A 16,535-nucleotide genomic window follows, 5' to 3' on the forward strand; every position below is an offset into this window, starting at 1 on the left:
TGGCCTGGTTTTCAGCCGTGCGATCCATTGGTGGAAGAACAGCGTGAAGGCGCGAATTTTTTTTCCAGTTTAACCATGGCGAAAGACAGAAGCCCAGGCATTCGAGTATGCTATGGCGGAATATGGGTTTATTGTGATTTTTTTACATCGAGCGGTATTGCTTGTCGCGTCATTTTTATAGGTGAAGCTTTTTTATTTTGAAAATTGCGGCAAAACGAATTGACAGGATTGGCTGGTTTTTTTATATCTGAAATTGTATATAGATTTTTTAGAGTGTTGTCAGGTGTGCAGCATGAAGCGCAAACGTCACCTCATAAAATACCCCCCCAACCCAGCGGGGCCGCTATGGAACAGGTTTCAGCATGCGCCCGGAACTTCGCAGTGAAGACCGCCGGACGCCAAACCAACGAACGAATCACCCTGGTCTCCTCTGATAAGGGTGTCGCAGATAGCTCCCATCTCGATTTTTTGCAGGGCCTGCCGCAGGCCATTGCCGTGGTGCGCGTTGACCTGGATATTATGGGCCGTCCCAGTGATCTTGTGCCTGTGTACGGCAATCAGGCCCTTTTTTCTCTTTTCGGCATCAGCCGCGAAAGATTTATCGGAACGCCGCTCACTACCAATCCCCGTATAAATTTTGATAAAAAGTGGCTGTATGCGTTCTGGGAAACCTCCTGCCATGGCCGCGTGCAGGAAATTACGGATTTCTGGCCCGCTCTCGGCAGGCACCTTATGGTGACCTGCCATCAGCCGCAGTACGGGTATTGTACCTGCCTTTTTCAGGATGTGACCGAAAACGTGCTGCTGGAAAAAGAGATCGAAAAAAACCGGCAACGGCTTGAGGCGCTTTTGCACAGCGCTGTGGACGTGGTTTTTCAGATAGATCCTGCTACGCGGGCCATAGTCAACCTTGAAGAAAACATGACGAGATGCGGCAATCTGTTCACGGCGCGCAGAGTGCCGGAAGCCCTGTTGCAACAGGGGATTTTCGCGCCAGGGCAGGACGACAAGATTGGCGAGATGGTCAGCCTTGTGCGTAATGGTCTGATGGACTGTACCTGCGAGGTGCGCGCACGGCTTCGCCTTAACGCGGCCTACACGTGGCACAGCCTGACCGTGGTGGGCTATGCCGACCCGCAGTCACGGGAAGTTTGCATAATAGGTTTTCTCAAGGACGCGCATGACCGTGTAAAAGAACGCGCCGCTCTGCTTAACCGGGCTGAAAAAGATGCCCTTTGCGGTATTTACAACAGGGCCGCGGGTGAGAGCCTGATCACTCTCAGGCTGGCAGAGGTGGAAGAGGGCAGGCAAAGCAGCGCCGCCATGTTCATTTTTGATCTTGACGATTTCAAAAATATCAACGACTCGGCGGGCCATTCCACAGGAGATGCCGTGCTTCGGGCTTTTGCCGGTGTGCTGCGTCAGGTTTTTCGTAGGGATGACGTGGTTTTTCGCCTTGGCGGTGATGAGTTTGCCGCATTTGCGCGCAATCTGCCCATGGAGCGGATCGCAAAAATCTATGAAAGGATCAGCCTTAAACTTGAAGAACCGCTTGCCGGCGGCATGCGCGTTCACGCCTGCGCGGGTGTGGCCTTCAGCCAGAGTGGTCGTCATACGTATGACGATTTTTACATGACCGCTGATAAGGCCTTGTACAATGCAAAGGAAGGCGGCAAAGGACAGTCCTGCGTTCTTTGTCTTTATGAGAATGAGCCCCGTGCGCCGGGGTAAGAGGCTCCCGGCGCGCAGGACTGCATGTGTCCACCCTGTATTTCAGGGCAGTTATCGTTGAAATAAGTACATGCGCAACCGCCGCCCGAGAGCGCAAGCGCCACGCAACGTGGTGTGGATTATGCTGAAAACCGTATTTTAGGGCAGAGTGACAACTTTTAAAAAGTGAAGCATTTCAAAGAAAATCTGATCTGGATGTTATTGAATTTGTACGTCGTGGCGTGTGTCTTGCAGTGTGCTGTGTCAACCAAGCGCCATAGTGCGGCATTTCGTGGCATGCATGCACCGGCTGCTGGTGTCAGGGTCCGGACGTAAAGGGACGGATAATACTGCCAGATGCAAGGCGTACAAAAAACGAGGGCTGCCAGTAGTGGGGCAGCCCTCGTGCATTTTGTTCTGTGCCGGATAACGCGCAAGGCGTCCAGCCGGAACACCTTCAAAAAAGGTTATATGCTCGAGCAGATTAACTTTGAAACGCTTCACATTTCAAAGTTTTCATTTTTTCAAAGTTAAAATGCTCTAAAAACGGGATGCAATCAGGTCTTCAAGCGCCCGCTTGGGCACATGGTGCAGGCCCTCTTCATCGCGCCAGTAGCTGAACGCGCCGCTGGCGGGCATGGGAGCGATCACGCGTTTTTCTTTGGCAACGCCCAGACCCAGAACAAGCGCCACCTTGAGGTCGGCGGGGACCTGCAAAAGTGCGGGTACAGCCTGGTGGTCAAAGGACTTGATGATGCAGCAGCCCCAATCGCGGCTGCCGGCAGCAAGCTGGATGGTCTGGGCGGCTATGCCCACATCATAGAACGTCAGTTCAGCGCCGCCCTGCGGCATGAGGATGGCGATAAAGCCCGTAGGGCGCTCGCCGGGCTGGGGGCCGCCCCAGTCCTTGAGGGCCCCTGCCCAGCGGGTAAGGGGAAACAGCTTGTCGCAGGTTTCGCCATGCGCGACCAGACTGAAGCGCAGTTCCTGCGCGTTTTTGGCCGAAGGGGCCAGACGGGCGCAGTCCACAAGCCACTCCAGGTCTGCCATGGTCAGGGGCCGGTCTTCATAAAAACGGCGGCAGGTTCTGGCCTTTTCCGCCAACTCTTTGAAATTCATGAGTTCCTCCTTGGTTGCACAGGCAAATGAACTGTCCCTACTCTACACTGTACTTGCCAGAAACCACAACTGCCCCCACTGGATGCCCGCGCCCAGAAAATCGCCGGAAATGCCGCCCCTGCTGCGCGCCAGTGCCGCAATCTGGCGTAAAATAAAAAACTGTCCCAGAGCGGTTACGGGCACGCGCCACCATGTCTGGTGGCCCAGCAGGGCCAGCCCGCATAGCGCCAGCAAGGCTGCCAGGGCATACCATCCTGCCAGTGCGGGGCTCGCGCCCGCGCAGGTCAGGCCCCCCAGTGAATCCGGCTCGCGGGGCGGCGCCAGGGCCGCCAGCCAGATCACGCAGGCCCTGCCCCAGGCGGGAGCCAGCGCGAGCCACAGCCACTGCCCGGCATGAATGTGCCAGCACACAGTGAGCCACATGCCCCCAAAGGCCAGCAAAAGATGCAGTGCGCCGAACGCTCCCAGGCGGCTGTCGCGCAAGACGGCCCAGAACCGTTCACCCTGTGCCCCGCTGCCGCTTGCGTCGCCGAGATCGGCGAGTCCGTCCCAATGCAGTCCACGTGTGCTCCATACCTCAAGGGCCATCCAGAGCCACGCGGCAAGCGCCGCGCACAGCAGGGAATCAGCCTGGGGGCGGCGCGTCAGCAACAGCCAAAAAAACCAGCAGGGCAGTGTGACGGCAAGGCCAAGGCACAGGCCCGCCGGGCCGTAACAAGGCAGGCAGGGGCCAAGGTCGCGGCCAGAACAGCCGGGCCGGGGCGGTACAAGGCGCGTCAAAAAAGCCAGGGCGTCGTAGCAACGTCCTGGCCATGAGGTACGGTTTCGCGGCAGCGCCAAGGCTGACGTCCTAGCGGGTCATGGGGTGATTGAACGCCAGGGCGTAAAGATGGTGGAAAAAATCCACGTACTCCACGTTGATGCGCTCGGGCACCTTGATGCGGGCCGGGGCGAAGTTGAGAATGGAGGTTATGCCCGCATCCATGAGATGTTGCGCAGCCCTTTGCGCTCTTTCGGGGGGCGTGGTGATGATGCCAATTTCGATATTGAGGTCAGAGACCATGTCTTTGAGGTCGCGGGTGCAGTGCACCTCAAGACCGTGGACGATCTCGCCAATCTTGAAGGGGTCGCAATCGAATATGCCCACGATGTTGAAACCGCGGGCGCGAAATTCACTATGGTTGAGAATGGCTTTACCCAGATTGCCAACGCCAATGAGAGCCATGCGCCACTCGCGGTCTACGCCCAGCGAGGAGGTGATGGCGGCAATAAGGGACTTTACGTGATAGCCCACGCCGCGGATGCCGAACTCGCCAAAATAGGCCAGATCCTTACGCACTTGTGAGCCATTGACCCCGCAAGCCTCTGCCAGGGGGTTGGAGGAAATGACCTCCACATTATCGCGTGAAAAGTTTTCAAGCACCTGCACGTATGTTGCCAGGCGTTGAATGGTTGCGCGAGGAATGTGTTTGCTTTTCGGTTGGTTAGCCATAGTGTACCTTCTGGAAAGCCGCGAGTTTGTCAACGGGAAGATGTCATCTCGTGAAAGAAAGTGTCTATCAAAAAACAGTAAATGTGCAAGCTGAGCCAATGGTGGTCTTTGCTACTTCCAACAGCATATAAAATATATACAATTCTATGCCGTGGCAATCCTCGCACCAACCTATCGCTATTAAGTTGGGTACACAACCATTGACGGGCTCTATCTGTGAATGAGATACTGAAAAGATGTCCAGCATGCGGACTGGAATAATTACATGTATTTCGTCATTAATTAAAGGGTGTTATACATGTCCATCTTTTGCTTTTTTGCCGCATGCCAGGCCTGGTGGATGCTTGGCGGGGCGCATGTTACAAAAAGAATTTTTATGGAAGAAATGCTACTATAAAAGGAGACAAAGGTTAAGCCCCAAGCCCCAGGGATCTGTCGTATCCTGCAAAAAAAAGTCTATGTAATTCTGGAAAATACAGGCCCACCGTACGATCTTCGATGTCGGGCAAAGGGATTTTTTTGCTCCCTTCGACTTTCGCATTCCGCGAGATGCCAATATAATTTATTTTTCCTTTGTGAAAAAACAGCCCATCCACAGGAAAAGCAGCCGTTGTCGCGCCCTCTCTCTGCCCTGGCAAGGGGGCCCGTGCGTGGTCCGCATGGCGGGACGCCGATCTCCGTAGCAGGGGCTTGGGACCGCGTGCTGCATGGCGTGCGAAGAGCGGCGTTGACCCGCGGTCCTGCCAAGGGTTGCTCTGGTCGCTCCGCGCGCCGCGTGGCGCTGGCAAGCGTACCAATGCTGTCTGATGATGGGGCCGCGCCCGGCGGGCGAGGCAAAACGCGGAGCACCGTGCTTTGCGGCGGGGGGGCATGGTGCGTCTTTACACGCTCCAGCAAGAGGTAGTTGCAGGAGACAAAAAAAGGAGGCCGGAGCCTCCTTTTTTTGCAAAGCTGATCCAGCCCTACGCGTAGGGGTTGGCGTACAGCAGGATGAAGCTGATAACCAGAGCGTAAATGGCCAGAGATTCAATAAAGGCGAAGGCCAAAATCATGGTACCGGTGATCTTGCCGCTTACGTCAGGGTTGCGGGCAACGCCTTCGCAGGCGCCCTTCAGGCCAAGGCCCATGCCGATGCCGCAACCAAAGGCGGCGATGCCGATGCCAAGGGCGGCGGCCAGGCAGGTGTAGCCAAGGGCCGAGGCGTCGAGCTGGTTGGCGGCGAAAGCCATGCTGGCCATACCCAGCAGAGCCACGGTGTTCAGGGCGATCATCAGAAGTTTACGCATGAGACACTCCTTGCACTGTTGTATTGTTGGGTCGTAAACGACCATTCCCCACTATGCAGCGCCTGTTTCACGTCCGGCGAAGGACGCCCGCGGATGGCCGGCGGGGAGGGCGGCAGGCCGCCCTGTGCAAGTCTAGTGTTCGGGAGCTTCCAGAGCGCCCTTGATGTAGAACATGGTCAACATGAAGAACACGAAGGCCTGCATGGTCTTGCCCAGAAGGAAAAGCGCGTAGATGGGCAGGGTGCCCAAAATGGGCGCCATGACGAAGAACAGCACCATAACGATTTCTTCACCCCGGATGTTGCCGAAAAGACGGAGGGAGAGAGAAACCGGACGCGAAAGGTGCGACACCACTTCCAGCGGGAACATAAGCGGAATAAGGAACTTGGAAGGCCCGGTGAAGTGGTGGATGTAGTGCGTTTTCCAGCGGATGAGACCCACGGCGTTGTAGAACACGAGCACAAAAAGCGCCATGCAGACCGTGGTGTTGAGGTTGGCCGTGGGTGCGTCGAAACCGGGCACCAGACCCATGAGGTTCATGCCGAAGATGTAGATGAAAATGCCCGCCAGCAGCGGCACGAACTTTCGCCCGTGTTCACCCATGGTAGCGATGATGAAGTTTTCAACAGTGTCTACCAGTGCCTCGAAAAAGTTCTGCAAGCCGCCCGGCACGAGGGTCAGGCGTCTACGCATGATCAAGGCCACCGTAAACAGGAGGGCCATACAGACCCAGGAGTAGAACACATGCTTGAACTCCACCATCTGTCCACCGATGGCGATTTCGTCCATGCCCATAAATGTGGAGAGCAATACCGGATGCGGCAAACCACCTGCCATGAGCCCTGCCTCCTGGTCGATGCGCGCCTTTGCGGCGCTGCGTTGATGTAAAGCCCTAAGGCCGTTCCCCAGAAATTTCGTGCCGCCCATCTGGCGGCGTATCCGCCCTATTGCGCGCTGCGCCTGATGGCGCGCGCTGCCAGAGCAAAGCTCGCAAGGGCAAAAAATCCGCCTGCCAGCATGCCCCCTACAAGGGCAAAAACCGGCGCCCGGCACTCGATGAGGGATATATAAAGAATGCCCCCCACCACGATAAGCCTGCCAAGCCAGCGCACCAGAACGATGCGTAAAAAAGCCGTGCTGTAGTCGCCCAGCCCCCGGCGCAGAAAAAAGCGCGCCAGACCCCAAAATGTCCAGGCCATAATGGCCAGCCCCACGCCGAACCAGAGCACCCAGGGCGTTACCGTGAACAGCAGTGCCCCGGCAAGAAGAACAATGGCGGTGAGCAGAAGTTCGTTGCGCACCATCACACGCACGGCGGGGTGGTCAATGCCGCGCCGCCAGAGCCATGCGTCAAGGCTGTGTATCATGCTCTTCCTGTTGGCCACGGTTCTCCGTCTTGCCCTGCCCCGGAGGGGTGCTTGCGCCATCAGGCGGCTGTGCCAGGCCTTTGCGCTCTGCGTCCTGCCTTGCAATCTTTCTCAGCAATGCCTTGGTGTCGCGGTAAACATTGAGAAAACCGGCGGCAATGCCAATAAACAGAAAAATCAGTTTGCCCCAGGGGCTCGTGTGCAGCCAGTAGTCAATGCCGTAGCCTATGGCAAAGCCAACCGCCGGGCCGCTGACCAGATGCAGGCCGATAACCCCGGTATTCGCCATGGCTTCAAGGCCGCTTTGCTGCTGTTTCAGAAAGTCCTTGAATGACATGCTACCTCCGCGCTGCCTGCGTCTTGTATGTCAGAGCGCAATATCCGCATACTATTCGCGCGCTAAGGGTGGCAGTGTCAAGAGCCCCAACGCTGTGTAAATTATCACAGCCTTCGGGTCGCGTCAATGGCTTCCGCGCGGAAAGATGCGGGTCATGCGCATTTACAGGCTTTGCCACAGGGTCAGGCACTCGATATGCGGCGTGTGGGGAAAAAGGTCCACAGCGCGCATTTCAGCCAGTCTGTAGGCGCCGCGCAGGCGGGCCGCATCTCGGGCCAGCGTCGCCGGGTTGCATGATATATAGAGGATGGTGTGCGCGTTGAGCCGCAAAAGCGCGTTGAGCGCACGGGGCGCCAGGCCTGCGCGTGGCGGGTCCACCAGCACCGCGTCCCAGTGTTCTGTCTGGTTCCAGTAGTTTTCCTGCAGGGGAGCGAGCTTGTCCAGATGAAGGCCGGCATCGCCCGTTTCATAGACGCAATGGTCAAGGCCCATCCGTTTGGCGTTGGCACGCGCCAGAGCCACTGCCCTGGCGTCCTGCTCCAGTCCGAGCAGGCGGCCACACCGTTTGCCCAGCAGCAGCCCGGGAGCGCCGACCCCGCAGTAGAGGTCGAGCAGGGAGGGCTTGTCCTGATGCACGTGGCGCTCAAACATGTCCACGGCCATGGTGGCCAGGACTTGTGACGCCGCCGTGTTGACCTGAAAAAACGATGCCGCGTCAAGACAGAAATGTTCACCGGCAAGGGGCAGCCACAGGCGCGAGGCGGTCGTGTCGGCCTCGCCGGTGCTGCCAAGCACGGCAACGCGCCTCTGTCCCAGCACAAGCGCGTCCTCGCTGGCGCGTTCTTCGTGCACAAAGCCCGACAGAAGAGGAAAAGCCTTCAGGAGCTTCTGGCCGATGGAGCGCACCATGGCCTGCTGCGCAGGGCTGCCGGGGCTTGTGATACACAGCGCCCACCAGCGGGGACCGCGCAAATCTGAGTCCAGCGCCCTGCGCAGAACCAGAAAACGCCAGAAACCGTTGCGGTGCTTGCGGCTTTCGGCAGCGTCCATTGCCGCAATGGAGGACGAGCGCCAGCCAAAGCGCGTCCGCCGGGGTTTGGCGGCCGCTCGCTCGCGGCATTCCGCAAGGGCATGGCGGTCAGGCTTGTGCTGGTTGCCGCTCGTTTCGTCCGTGCCCTGGCCGTCCAGGCGGTACCGGGCCTCGTCCTTGGGCGTGTGCGCGGGCAGGTCTGTTTTTGCGGCAAGGTCGGCCATCATGTCCACCATGCCGCGCGCCTCGACCGACATGAGGGCGCAGTGCGGCACAGAAATGACCCCGCGCCCGTTGCGCCGGCGCATGCCGATGGTCAGCGGCTCATCGCCGCCGCCGGCAAAGGCCAGTTCCACCTTGTTGCGGTAGCGCCGCATGGCGGGTGAGGGCAGAACTTCGGTTAGCAGGCTTTCCATCTGATCCGCGTCCATGCCGCCAATGCGTATCATGGCGTCAAGGGCAATGCGGCGTTTCCAGTGGAGCTGGGTGTCATAGGGCATGGTTTGCAGCGGGCACCCGCCGCACTGTCCGTTATGCGGGCAGATGGCGGGCTCGGCATGGCGCGCGGGTTGCACAACCTCGACCGCTTCCGCTTCAATGAAGCTGGATTTACGTCTGGTGACTCGGGCGCGCACCGTCTGGCCGGGCAGACCGCCTGTTACGAAGATCACGGTGCCCTGGTTGCGGGTGCGCCCTGCGTGAGCTTTTTGCTCATTGGCCGTCTGGCCGTGCTGGCAGTGGGCGCGGGCAAGCCCGCGGCCATCGTGGGTCAGGTTTTCAATCTGAAGGGTAAGAATATTTTCGTTCATCGCAAAGAAATATAACAGCGGGAAGGCCGCATGCCAAGAAAAACTATCTTGAAAAATGGCTTGTGCGAACCCGAAGTTGGCGTGTGTGACGTGTGTTGTGATTTCTGCTTGTGCCTGGCGGCGGCTTGATGTACAAGCGCCGTGCGGCTGCATGCCCCGCCTTTTGGCGGAGGCGGCGCGTCCTTGCCGAAAAATTGCGGAAGGCGCTTGACATTTGCCGTGCAATGGGGCAAATATGCCTTTCTCTTTTTGGAGGTTGATATCATGTACGCGATTATAGAAACCGGCGGAAAACAGTACCGCGTTGAAGAAGGTTCCAAAATCGTTGTGGAAAAGCTCGCGGCTCAGGCCGGAAGCGAAATTTCCCTGGACAAGGTGCTGATGGTCGGTGGCGCTGAATGTAAGGTTGGCGCTCCCTATCTTGCCGGTGCCGCTGTCACGGCGGAAGTGGTGGATCACGGGCGTGGCCCCAAGATCAAGGTGTTCAAGCGCTGGCGCCGCAATGACTCGCGCAAGATGCGCGGTCATCGTCAGGACTTCACCACCATTCGCGTCAAGAGCATCAACGGCTAGAACCTTTTCTGGGTTCCGGCGGGCGTGAGGGCGAACGTCCCGATGTCCGGCAATGACAGCCGCAAGGCTTTTGTTGTTACGGCGAGCAAAAATTTATTCGCCCGGCTGAACCGTGGTTCAGCGCACCAGGGAGGCTACTATGGCTCATAAAAAAGCAGGCGGCTCTTCGCGTAACGGCCGCGACAGTGCAGGACAACGACGCGGCGTCAAGCGCTTCGGCGGTCAAAGCGTTCTTGCCGGCAATATTCTGGTGCGCCAGTTGGGCACCACCGTGTTTCCCGGCGTCAACGTGGGCATGGGCAGGGACTTTACCCTGTTCGCCAAGATTGACGGCGTGGTGCGCTTTGAAAAGTATATCCGCAAACGCCGCGTGCTTACGCGTGTGCATGTGGAGGCGGCCGCCAGCTAACGCGGCCGCGTGGAATTTGCCGACAAGGGAAGGGGCCGCAAGGCTTCTTCCCTTTCGGTGTTTGTACTAATGAATATTTTGGCTGACGCGTAGTTTGCGGGTATAGTGCCTCAGGGCTGCTTGCCTCGCGGCGCTTCCCTGCCCTGTGGTCGTGCGTGCTCTGGCGTCGCGGGATCGCTGCGCAGGCTCGCTGGCCAGAGGGTTTGCACGCTGCGGTGAGCCGGCATGCGCATTCAGCATGATCCGAATTCCAGAGCAAGAGCTTTTGACGCGCTCTGGCGGTTCGTGAGCGGGTGCCCACTGTACAGGCCTGGCGGTCTATCAGCCCGGCGCGAAGCAGTGGCGCGCGGTAAGGGGACAACCTTTGCCCTTGCAGTGCCATTGCCTTTGGGCTGAAGCTGCCTTTGAAAATGAAAAATTGTAAAACCGTCTTTTCTGGGCGGTGTTACTGTTCATTGCTCAAGGCCGTGCGGGCGGTCGCCCGTCATGCGGGCCCGGACGCGCCCCATCGCTCGCGCGATCCGCACTTCGGTTGCCCGTTGCGGCCAAGGCCGAACCGCATCCCCGCGCTTGCGGGGTCTGTCGGAACCGCTGGCGGGATCGCACGGGCACAGGCGCGGGCCGCGGTACCGCGTTCGACGCGGCCCCGTACTGCGACACGTGCAGCGTCGCCGGATCACACAGAACAATGACCTTGCCGTCAGGCAGGCGTTTTACACGCACATATATAACGTTGGGCCTGAGCGTCATTGGGCCAGAGGATAGAGCATGCGATTCGTTGATGAAGCCAGGATTCAGGTACGTGCCGGCAAGGGCGGGCATGGGTGCCTGTCGTTCAGGCGCGAAAAATTCGTGCCGCGCGGCGGCCCGGACGGCGGCAACGGCGGCGATGGTGGTTCGGTATATCTCAAGGCCGACAGCCGGCTGCTTTCTTTGTACGACTTTCGGCTCAAGCGCCTGTATGAGGCGCAGAACGGCCGCCCCGGCGAAGGCAGCCAGTGCGATGGCCGCAAGGGTGAAAACCTGGTGCTGAACCTGCCTGTGGGAACGCTCGTCTACGGCGAGGGCCCCGAGGGTGAGGAAGTCCTGCTGGCCGACCTGAGCGACCCGGACGCCGAGGTGCTGGTGGCGCAGGGCGGGCGTGGCGGCAAAGGCAACGAGCATTTCAAGTCCGCCACAATGCGTGCGCCGCGCTTCTCGCAGCCCGGCGAGCCCGGCGAGGAACTGAACCTGCGGCTGGAACTGAAAATCCTTGCGGACGCGGGCCTTATCGGCCTGCCCAATGCGGGGAAATCCACATTCATCACGCGGGTTTCCGCGGCCCGGCCCAAGATCGCGGCCTATCCCTTCACTACCCTGACCCCCAACCTGGGCGTCATGATTGACGAAGTGGACCCGGACAGGCGTATGGTTGTGGCCGATATTCCCGGTCTGATCGAGGGCGCGCACGAAGGTCAGGGACTGGGCCTGCGTTTTCTCAAGCATGTGGAGCGCACGCGCTTTCTGGTGCACATTCTCAGCATCGAGGATGTGGGCGATGAAGACCCCTGGGCCGGATTTACGCTGGTTAACGAAGAACTGCGCAGTTTTGACGCCGAGCTTGGCGAGCGCAAACAGATCGAAGTCGTCAACAAGATCGACCTTGTGAGCCCGGAGCGCCTTGAAGCTCTCAAGGAGCGGGCAAAGGCCGACGGGCGTAAGGTGTTCTTCATATCGGCCCGCGACGACATCGGCATTGAGCCTCTGGTTGAAGAATTGTGGCAGGTGTGCGCCTCCACCGCGCGCAATGAGCCCCTGATCCGGCTTGAAGCCGTGAATAGGTCTGAAGAAGAGGAATTTCCTGAAATCGAAGTCATCTATACCAAAGAATAGCAGGGTACGGAGCGCATATGAGCAGGCAGCGCGGTCAGGGCGCGGATTCTGAAGCAGGGCTGCGCACGCAGTCCGGGGGCGGGCGATCTGAGGGAGAACGGTCTGAAAGCTGGCAGCAGGAGCGTGCCCGCGTTCTGGCCCAGGCCCGTGTGGTTGTCGTCAAGGTCGGCAGTGCCGTACTGGCTGATGCCAGTGGGCTCAACAGCGAGGTTCTCGAGGGCCTTGCCGCCCAGCTTGCTTTTCTGCGCGATTTGCCGCTCGCAGGTGAGGATGCGGCGTCTTCGGGGCAGCCAGAGCCAACGGCCAATGCTACGGGCGCCCCTTCCCCTGCTCAGGGCGCGCGTCGGCTTGTGCTGGTTTCGTCAGGCGCTGTGGCCGCTGGCCGCGCGGCGCTGGCAAGCCGGGGCCGCGCCGTGGAACCCACAGGTCTGGCGGCGCGTCAGGCTGCCGCAGCCGTGGGGCAGGGCCAGCTCATGCAGTCGTGGGACAAGGTCTTTCTGGCGCACGGCATGCCAACGGCCCAGGTGCTGCTGACGCGGGACGATTTGCGCGCCCGGCAGCGGTTTTTGAACGCCCGCAACACCTTTGCCGAGCTTTTGCAGTGGGGCGTACTGCCCATTGTCAACGAAAACGACACGGTATCCATCAGCGAACTGAAGTTCGGCGACAACGACTGCCTTGCCAGTTTGCTGGTCAATCTGGTGGAGGCCGACCTTTTCATAAATCTCACCTCCTCGTCGGGAGTGCTGGCGGCGGATCCGCAAAAGTACCCGGACGCGCCGGTTATGGAGTATATTGACGATGTGGCGGCTCTGGATCTGGGCCAGCTGTGCGGCGGCAAGACCTCCGTCGGCACGGGGGGCATGTATTCGAAGCTGCTGGCTGCGCGGCGCGCTGCCCAGTTGGGCGTGCCCACCCTGATTTTGCCGGGGCGGGAGCCGTGGGTCATCGGCCGGGCTTTTGCCGCAGCCGGGGCATGCTCCGCGCCTGCCGGCCATGATCCCTTTGAGCGTGGCACCTGGGTGCGGCCCGCGCACCACGCCATCGCGCGGCGCAAATTCTGGCTGGCCTATCAGTCCGATCCGGCGGGCAGCGTGCATGTGGATGACGGTGCGGCCCGCGCGTTGCTGCACAAGGGCGGCAGTCTGCTGCCCGGCGGCGTGCGCGCCGTGGAGGGCGGCTTTCAGTGCGGCGGCCTTGTGCGCGTATTGCACAACGGCGAAAGCATTGGCGTGGGCCTTTCCAACTACAGCGCCCCTGATCTCAAAAAAATCATGGGCCTCAAGCGCCATGAGGTGGCCGCCATACTCGGCGACGCCCATTACCCCGAAGTCATCCACAGGGACAATCTGCTGCTGGACGCGGCGGTCTGATTTGTGGCGCAGGGACGTGCGCATTGAGTCCATTTGCCATTGCAAATACCTGGTTGAACTGCTTTGTGGGGGAGGGACCCTTTTGCAAAAGGGTCTCCTCCCCCACGCCCCCACCCCCTAAAACTTTTATTGTATTTTGGGGTAGTACAATGTGTTTTCTGACGTAACGGGGGGCAGAAAACAGCGCCTTTCAGGCAGCACATCATCGCAAAATGTATCTGCGTTATATTGCGGGCAGGGATTCAGCGCCTGTGGGGCGCAACAACTTTTGTGGCCGGGATTTTGTAAATCCCGACCGCAGTGTTTTGTCAGGCCCGCGTGACGGGCTTTAAAGCCGGGTTAAGGGGCGGTTCAGGCAGCGTGCGCCGGGGGCATGCTTTGACCGGAGGGGACGTGCCGTGCGACTGCCGTGAGGTGGGCTTTGTTGCGGGCGACTCTGCTGCGGGCTGCGATGCTACACGGCGGGCCGCAAGGGGATGAGGCCGCCAAGATCAATGCCGTCCACGCCCACAAGGGCGCGGTAGGGATAGACCTCAACCCCGCAGGCCAGGGCTTCGTAAAACAGGCGCGCGTAGTCCGGATCAATGAAATCCGCAGGGGCGAAGCAGTGGCCATCCGGGCGCTGCACCAGGTAGAACATGGCCGCGCGCTCGCCCTGCGCCGCAATATCCATAAGTTCACGCAAATGTTTTTGCCCGCGTTCGCTGGCGGCGTCGGGAAAACAGGCGGCGTCGTCCTCGACCATTGTGACATTCTTGCACTCCACCCACAGGGGCGGCAATCCCGGGCCGGTCATGAGGCCATCCAGGCGGCTTTGGCCGCGTTTGGCCTCGCGGACAAGGCTGGTATAGCCCTTGGCAAAGTGGAGCCGCCCCGCGTGAAATGCCGCTTCAAGCATGCGGTTGGGCACGCTGGTGTTGACGCCCACCCAAAACCCGCTTGCTGACTGGCGGGGGAGGGGCTGTATGGCCGGATTTGCTGGCGTGGCGGTCTGGGCCAGCCACACGCATTCCTGCGTGTATTTGAGCTTGCGGTTGGGATTGGCTGCCGGGGACGCCAGAACCGGGCTGCCTGGCAGGGTGAGGCCCAGCATGCTGCCGGAATTGTTGCTGTGTACCCACACGGGTTCGCCGTGCAGGGCAAGCTCGACGCTGAAGCGTTTGCGCCGCTGCACAAAACTGCCCACAATGCAGTCCTGCGGCAGCGGCAGCAGCGGTCCTTTTGCCTGTGTATCCGGCGTGCGTTTGGCGCGGTATGTCAGTGGCGTTGTGGCGGCGGCAGGCGAGGGCGCGGCACAATCCGGCATGGTCGGACTTGAATGCGGCAAGGGCGTTGCGGCGTCCGGCGAAGTCTCCCTGGCGTTCGAGGCAACGGGGGCTGTATCCGGCAGGGCCGCAGGATGCTGATCCGCGTGCCCGACTACGCTCGAAGCGGGGTTGAGGCGCGCCTGCGCCGTCGTGTTCGCGTGAGTCGCGCTGGTCTGCTGACAGCCCTCAGGCTGCGGCGTTGACACGGGCTGCTGTTTTGTACGCATTTACACCCTTTGATGAAGCTGATAAAATTAAAAGCTGTAATTTTGCCGAAAACGCCGCATTGCGTCCCCCTTCCTGAAGGAGCTTTCCATGCAGATTTCAGAACGTCTGAGCAGCATCAAACCCTCTCTGACTCTCAGTGTCAACAGCCGCGCCCTTGAACTCAAGGCGCAGGGCGTAGCCGTCACCAGCCTTGCTGTGGGCGAACCCGATTTTCCCACTCCGGCGCACGTCTGTGAGGCTGCCAAGGCCGCCATTGACGAAAACTTCTGCCGCTATACCGCCGTGCCCGGCATTCCGGAACTGCGTAAGGCCGCAGGCGCGTATTTTGGCCGTGCCTACGGCGTGCCCGTGGCGCAGGAATCCATTGTCATTGGGGCTGGCGGCAAGCATTGTCTGTACAACTTTTTACAGGCTACCATCAATCCCGGCGATGAGGTGCTTATTCCCGCGCCGTACTGGCTCAGCTATCCGGACATGGTCATGCTGGCGGCCGGCGTGCCCGTGGCCGTGCATGCCGGCCCGGAGCAGAACTTCAAGGTGACGCCGGACATGCTGGACGCCGCCGTGACGGACAAGACACGCCTGCTTATCCTCAATTCGCCGAGCAATCCCACAGGCGCGGTGTATACCGAGGCCGAGTTCTCCGCCATTATGGATTGGGCCATACAGCGCGGTATTTTTGTGCTGTCTGACGAAATTTACGACCAGCTCGTGTTCGCTCCCGCAAAGATGACCAGCGCCATCGGCTGGTTTGCGCGTTATCCCGAGCAGGTGGCCGTGTTGAATGGCATGTCCAAAAGCTATGCCATGACAGGTTGGCGCTTGGGCTTTCTGGCCGCGCACCCGCTTCTGATCAAGAAAATATCCGCCATGCAGGGGCACAGCACGTCGAGCATCTGTTCCATTGCGCAAAAAGCGGCGCTTGCGGCCCTGACCGGCCCCTCGGAATGTATTGACCACATGCGCGAAGCCTTCATGCGGCGGCGCGACCTGGCCATGAAGGCGATTGAAACCTGGCCCTGGGCCGTGTGCCCCAAGCCCGACGGCGCGTTTTACCTCTTTGTGGACGTGCGCAAGTGCTATGGCGGCGCGGTGAACAATTCTACCGAGATGTGCACCTGGTTGCTGGACAAGGTCCATGTGGCCCTGGTGCCCGGCGCGGCCTTTGGCGATGATAACTGCATCCGTTTCTCTTACGCTGTGGCTGACGATGTGCTGGCCAGGGCCCTTGAAGTGACGGGGGCGGAAATGGCGCGCCTGGCTCAGGGCGCTACGCGCTAAATAGTAAGTTTTGACAGGTTGTTTCCCCCTCTTATCGATTTGGCTGCCTGGGCAAGTCCAGGGGGATCGTTTTGAGGGCGGGGGAATAATCCTGTGGGAGAGGAGAGCCAGCACGTTTATTAAGGCGCCTTCAGGTTGCCGCGATGCAGCCGCTGGACAGGCTCCTTGCGGAGCAGCTGTAGGCGACCTTGAGGGCTAAACCTCTCAAAGCGCCGGAAGTCTCGTTACGGCGCGTACCAGCGTGCCAAAGCGGCTCGCATGTCTCCCGCGCGGAGAGTCCTGTTCACACAGGCGACAGAGGAGCCTCAGGGCAAGCGCAAGGTAAGATGCCCCATTGATTTT

Annotated in this window: 15 protein-coding genes; 6 read left to right on the forward strand and 9 right to left on the reverse strand. The window is 59.7% G+C overall.

What is annotated here, in order from left to right; translation table 11 throughout:
- The first annotated feature begins 345 nt into the window (after positions 1-345).
- Entirely contained in the window at positions 346-1,731 is a 1,386-nt protein-coding gene (locus ACZ5DH_RS13495; RefSeq protein WP_464254768.1) for a diguanylate cyclase domain-containing protein, read from the forward strand.
- A 519-nt stretch (positions 1,732-2,250) separates the two neighbouring features.
- Here ACZ5DH_RS13495 and ACZ5DH_RS13500 read toward each other — a convergent pair.
- The 8 genes from ACZ5DH_RS13500 to ACZ5DH_RS13535 form a co-directional block, all read right to left on the reverse strand.
- Positions 2,251-2,829, reverse strand: coding sequence for a nitroreductase family protein (locus tag ACZ5DH_RS13500; RefSeq protein WP_464254769.1), 579 nt, complete (start codon positions 2,827-2,829; stop codon positions 2,251-2,253).
- A gap of 42 nt (positions 2,830-2,871) precedes the next feature.
- Positions 2,872-3,669, reverse strand: a complete 798-nt coding sequence (locus ACZ5DH_RS13505; protein ID WP_464254770.1) for an adenosylcobinamide-GDP ribazoletransferase — start codon at positions 3,667-3,669, stop codon at positions 2,872-2,874.
- Between the two features lie 10 nt (positions 3,670-3,679).
- Positions 3,680-4,321, reverse strand: coding sequence for a redox-sensing transcriptional repressor Rex (locus ACZ5DH_RS13510; RefSeq protein ID WP_179980216.1), 642 nt, complete (start codon positions 4,319-4,321; stop codon positions 3,680-3,682).
- 962 nt (positions 4,322-5,283) lie between these two features.
- Complete coding sequence (gene atpE, locus ACZ5DH_RS13515) at positions 5,284-5,607, reverse strand: ATP synthase F0 subunit C (RefSeq protein WP_179980215.1); 324 nt, start codon at positions 5,605-5,607, stop codon at positions 5,284-5,286.
- 132 nt (positions 5,608-5,739) lie between these two features.
- Complete coding sequence (gene atpB / locus ACZ5DH_RS13520) at positions 5,740-6,444, reverse strand: F0F1 ATP synthase subunit A (protein WP_320351710.1); 705 nt, start codon at positions 6,442-6,444, stop codon at positions 5,740-5,742.
- Between the two features lie 107 nt (positions 6,445-6,551).
- Complete coding sequence (locus tag ACZ5DH_RS13525; protein ID WP_464254771.1) at positions 6,552-6,974, reverse strand: hypothetical protein; 423 nt, start codon at positions 6,972-6,974, stop codon at positions 6,552-6,554.
- Positions 6,958-7,311, reverse strand: a complete 354-nt coding sequence (locus ACZ5DH_RS13530; RefSeq protein WP_464254772.1) for an AtpZ/AtpI family protein — start codon at positions 7,309-7,311, stop codon at positions 6,958-6,960. The genes ACZ5DH_RS13525 and ACZ5DH_RS13530 overlap by 17 nt, the downstream gene beginning before the upstream one ends.
- A 162-nt stretch (positions 7,312-7,473) precedes the next feature.
- Positions 7,474-9,150: a class I SAM-dependent RNA methyltransferase gene (locus ACZ5DH_RS13535; protein WP_464254773.1), complete on the reverse strand. Its 1,677-nt coding sequence runs from the start codon at positions 9,148-9,150 to the stop codon at positions 7,474-7,476.
- 264 nt (positions 9,151-9,414) lie between these two features.
- Between ACZ5DH_RS13535 and rplU the strand changes: the two genes are divergently transcribed.
- From rplU to proB, 4 genes are all read left to right on the forward strand, one after another.
- On the forward strand, positions 9,415-9,723 hold the full coding sequence (rplU, locus tag ACZ5DH_RS13540) for a 50S ribosomal protein L21 (protein WP_015939251.1): 309 nt from the start codon (positions 9,415-9,417) through the stop codon (positions 9,721-9,723).
- 139 nt (positions 9,724-9,862) lie between these two features.
- Positions 9,863-10,132, forward strand: a complete 270-nt coding sequence (gene rpmA / locus ACZ5DH_RS13545; RefSeq protein WP_179980209.1) for a 50S ribosomal protein L27 — start codon at positions 9,863-9,865, stop codon at positions 10,130-10,132.
- Between the two features lie 768 nt (positions 10,133-10,900).
- Positions 10,901-12,004, forward strand: a complete 1,104-nt coding sequence (gene obgE, locus ACZ5DH_RS13550; protein WP_464254774.1) for a GTPase ObgE — start codon at positions 10,901-10,903, stop codon at positions 12,002-12,004.
- Positions 12,005-12,021: 17 nt separating this feature from the next.
- Positions 12,022-13,377, forward strand: a complete 1,356-nt coding sequence (gene proB, locus ACZ5DH_RS13555; protein WP_464254775.1) for a glutamate 5-kinase — start codon at positions 12,022-12,024, stop codon at positions 13,375-13,377.
- A 454-nt stretch (positions 13,378-13,831) separates the two neighbouring features.
- On the opposite strand, the gene sfsA is transcribed toward proB, so the two are convergent.
- Entirely contained in the window at positions 13,832-14,683 is an 852-nt protein-coding gene (gene sfsA / locus ACZ5DH_RS13560) for a DNA/RNA nuclease SfsA (RefSeq protein WP_464256562.1), read from the reverse strand.
- Positions 14,684-14,999: 316 nt separating this feature from the next.
- Here sfsA and ACZ5DH_RS13565 point away from each other — a divergent pair, with 316 nt between their 5' ends.
- Entirely contained in the window at positions 15,000-16,193 is a 1,194-nt protein-coding gene (locus ACZ5DH_RS13565; RefSeq protein WP_464254776.1) for a pyridoxal phosphate-dependent aminotransferase, read from the forward strand.
- Positions 16,194-16,535: the final 342 nt, after the last annotated feature.

Source organism: Desulfovibrio simplex, assembly GCF_055387835.1.

Coding starts and splice junctions, on each gene's coding strand:
- ACZ5DH_RS13495 (WP_464254768.1), top strand. CDS start 346: ATGGAACAGGTTTCAGCATGCGCCCGGAACTTCGCAGTGAAGACCGCC.
- ACZ5DH_RS13500 (WP_464254769.1), bottom strand. CDS start 2,829: ATGAATTTCAAAGAGTTGGCGGAAAAGGCCAGAACCTGCCGCCGTTTT.
- ACZ5DH_RS13510 (WP_179980216.1), bottom strand. CDS start 4,321: ATGGCTAACCAACCGAAAAGCAAACACATTCCTCGCGCAACCATTCAA.
- atpE (WP_179980215.1), bottom strand. CDS start 5,607: ATGCGTAAACTTCTGATGATCGCCCTGAACACCGTGGCTCTGCTGGGT.
- atpB (WP_320351710.1), bottom strand. CDS start 6,444: ATGGCAGGTGGTTTGCCGCATCCGGTATTGCTCTCCACATTTATGGGC.
- ACZ5DH_RS13525 (WP_464254771.1), bottom strand. CDS start 6,974: ATGATACACAGCCTTGACGCATGGCTCTGGCGGCGCGGCATTGACCAC.
- ACZ5DH_RS13530 (WP_464254772.1), bottom strand. CDS start 7,311: ATGTCATTCAAGGACTTTCTGAAACAGCAGCAAAGCGGCCTTGAAGCC.
- ACZ5DH_RS13535 (WP_464254773.1), bottom strand. CDS start 9,150: ATGAACGAAAATATTCTTACCCTTCAGATTGAAAACCTGACCCACGAT.
- rplU (WP_015939251.1), top strand. CDS start 9,415: ATGTACGCGATTATAGAAACCGGCGGAAAACAGTACCGCGTTGAAGAA.
- rpmA (WP_179980209.1), top strand. CDS start 9,863: ATGGCTCATAAAAAAGCAGGCGGCTCTTCGCGTAACGGCCGCGACAGT.
- obgE (WP_464254774.1), top strand. CDS start 10,901: ATGCGATTCGTTGATGAAGCCAGGATTCAGGTACGTGCCGGCAAGGGC.
- proB (WP_464254775.1), top strand. CDS start 12,022: ATGAGCAGGCAGCGCGGTCAGGGCGCGGATTCTGAAGCAGGGCTGCGC.
- sfsA (WP_464256562.1), bottom strand. CDS start 14,683: ATGCCGGATTGTGCCGCGCCCTCGCCTGCCGCCGCCACAACGCCACTG.
- ACZ5DH_RS13565 (WP_464254776.1), top strand. CDS start 15,000: ATGCAGATTTCAGAACGTCTGAGCAGCATCAAACCCTCTCTGACTCTC.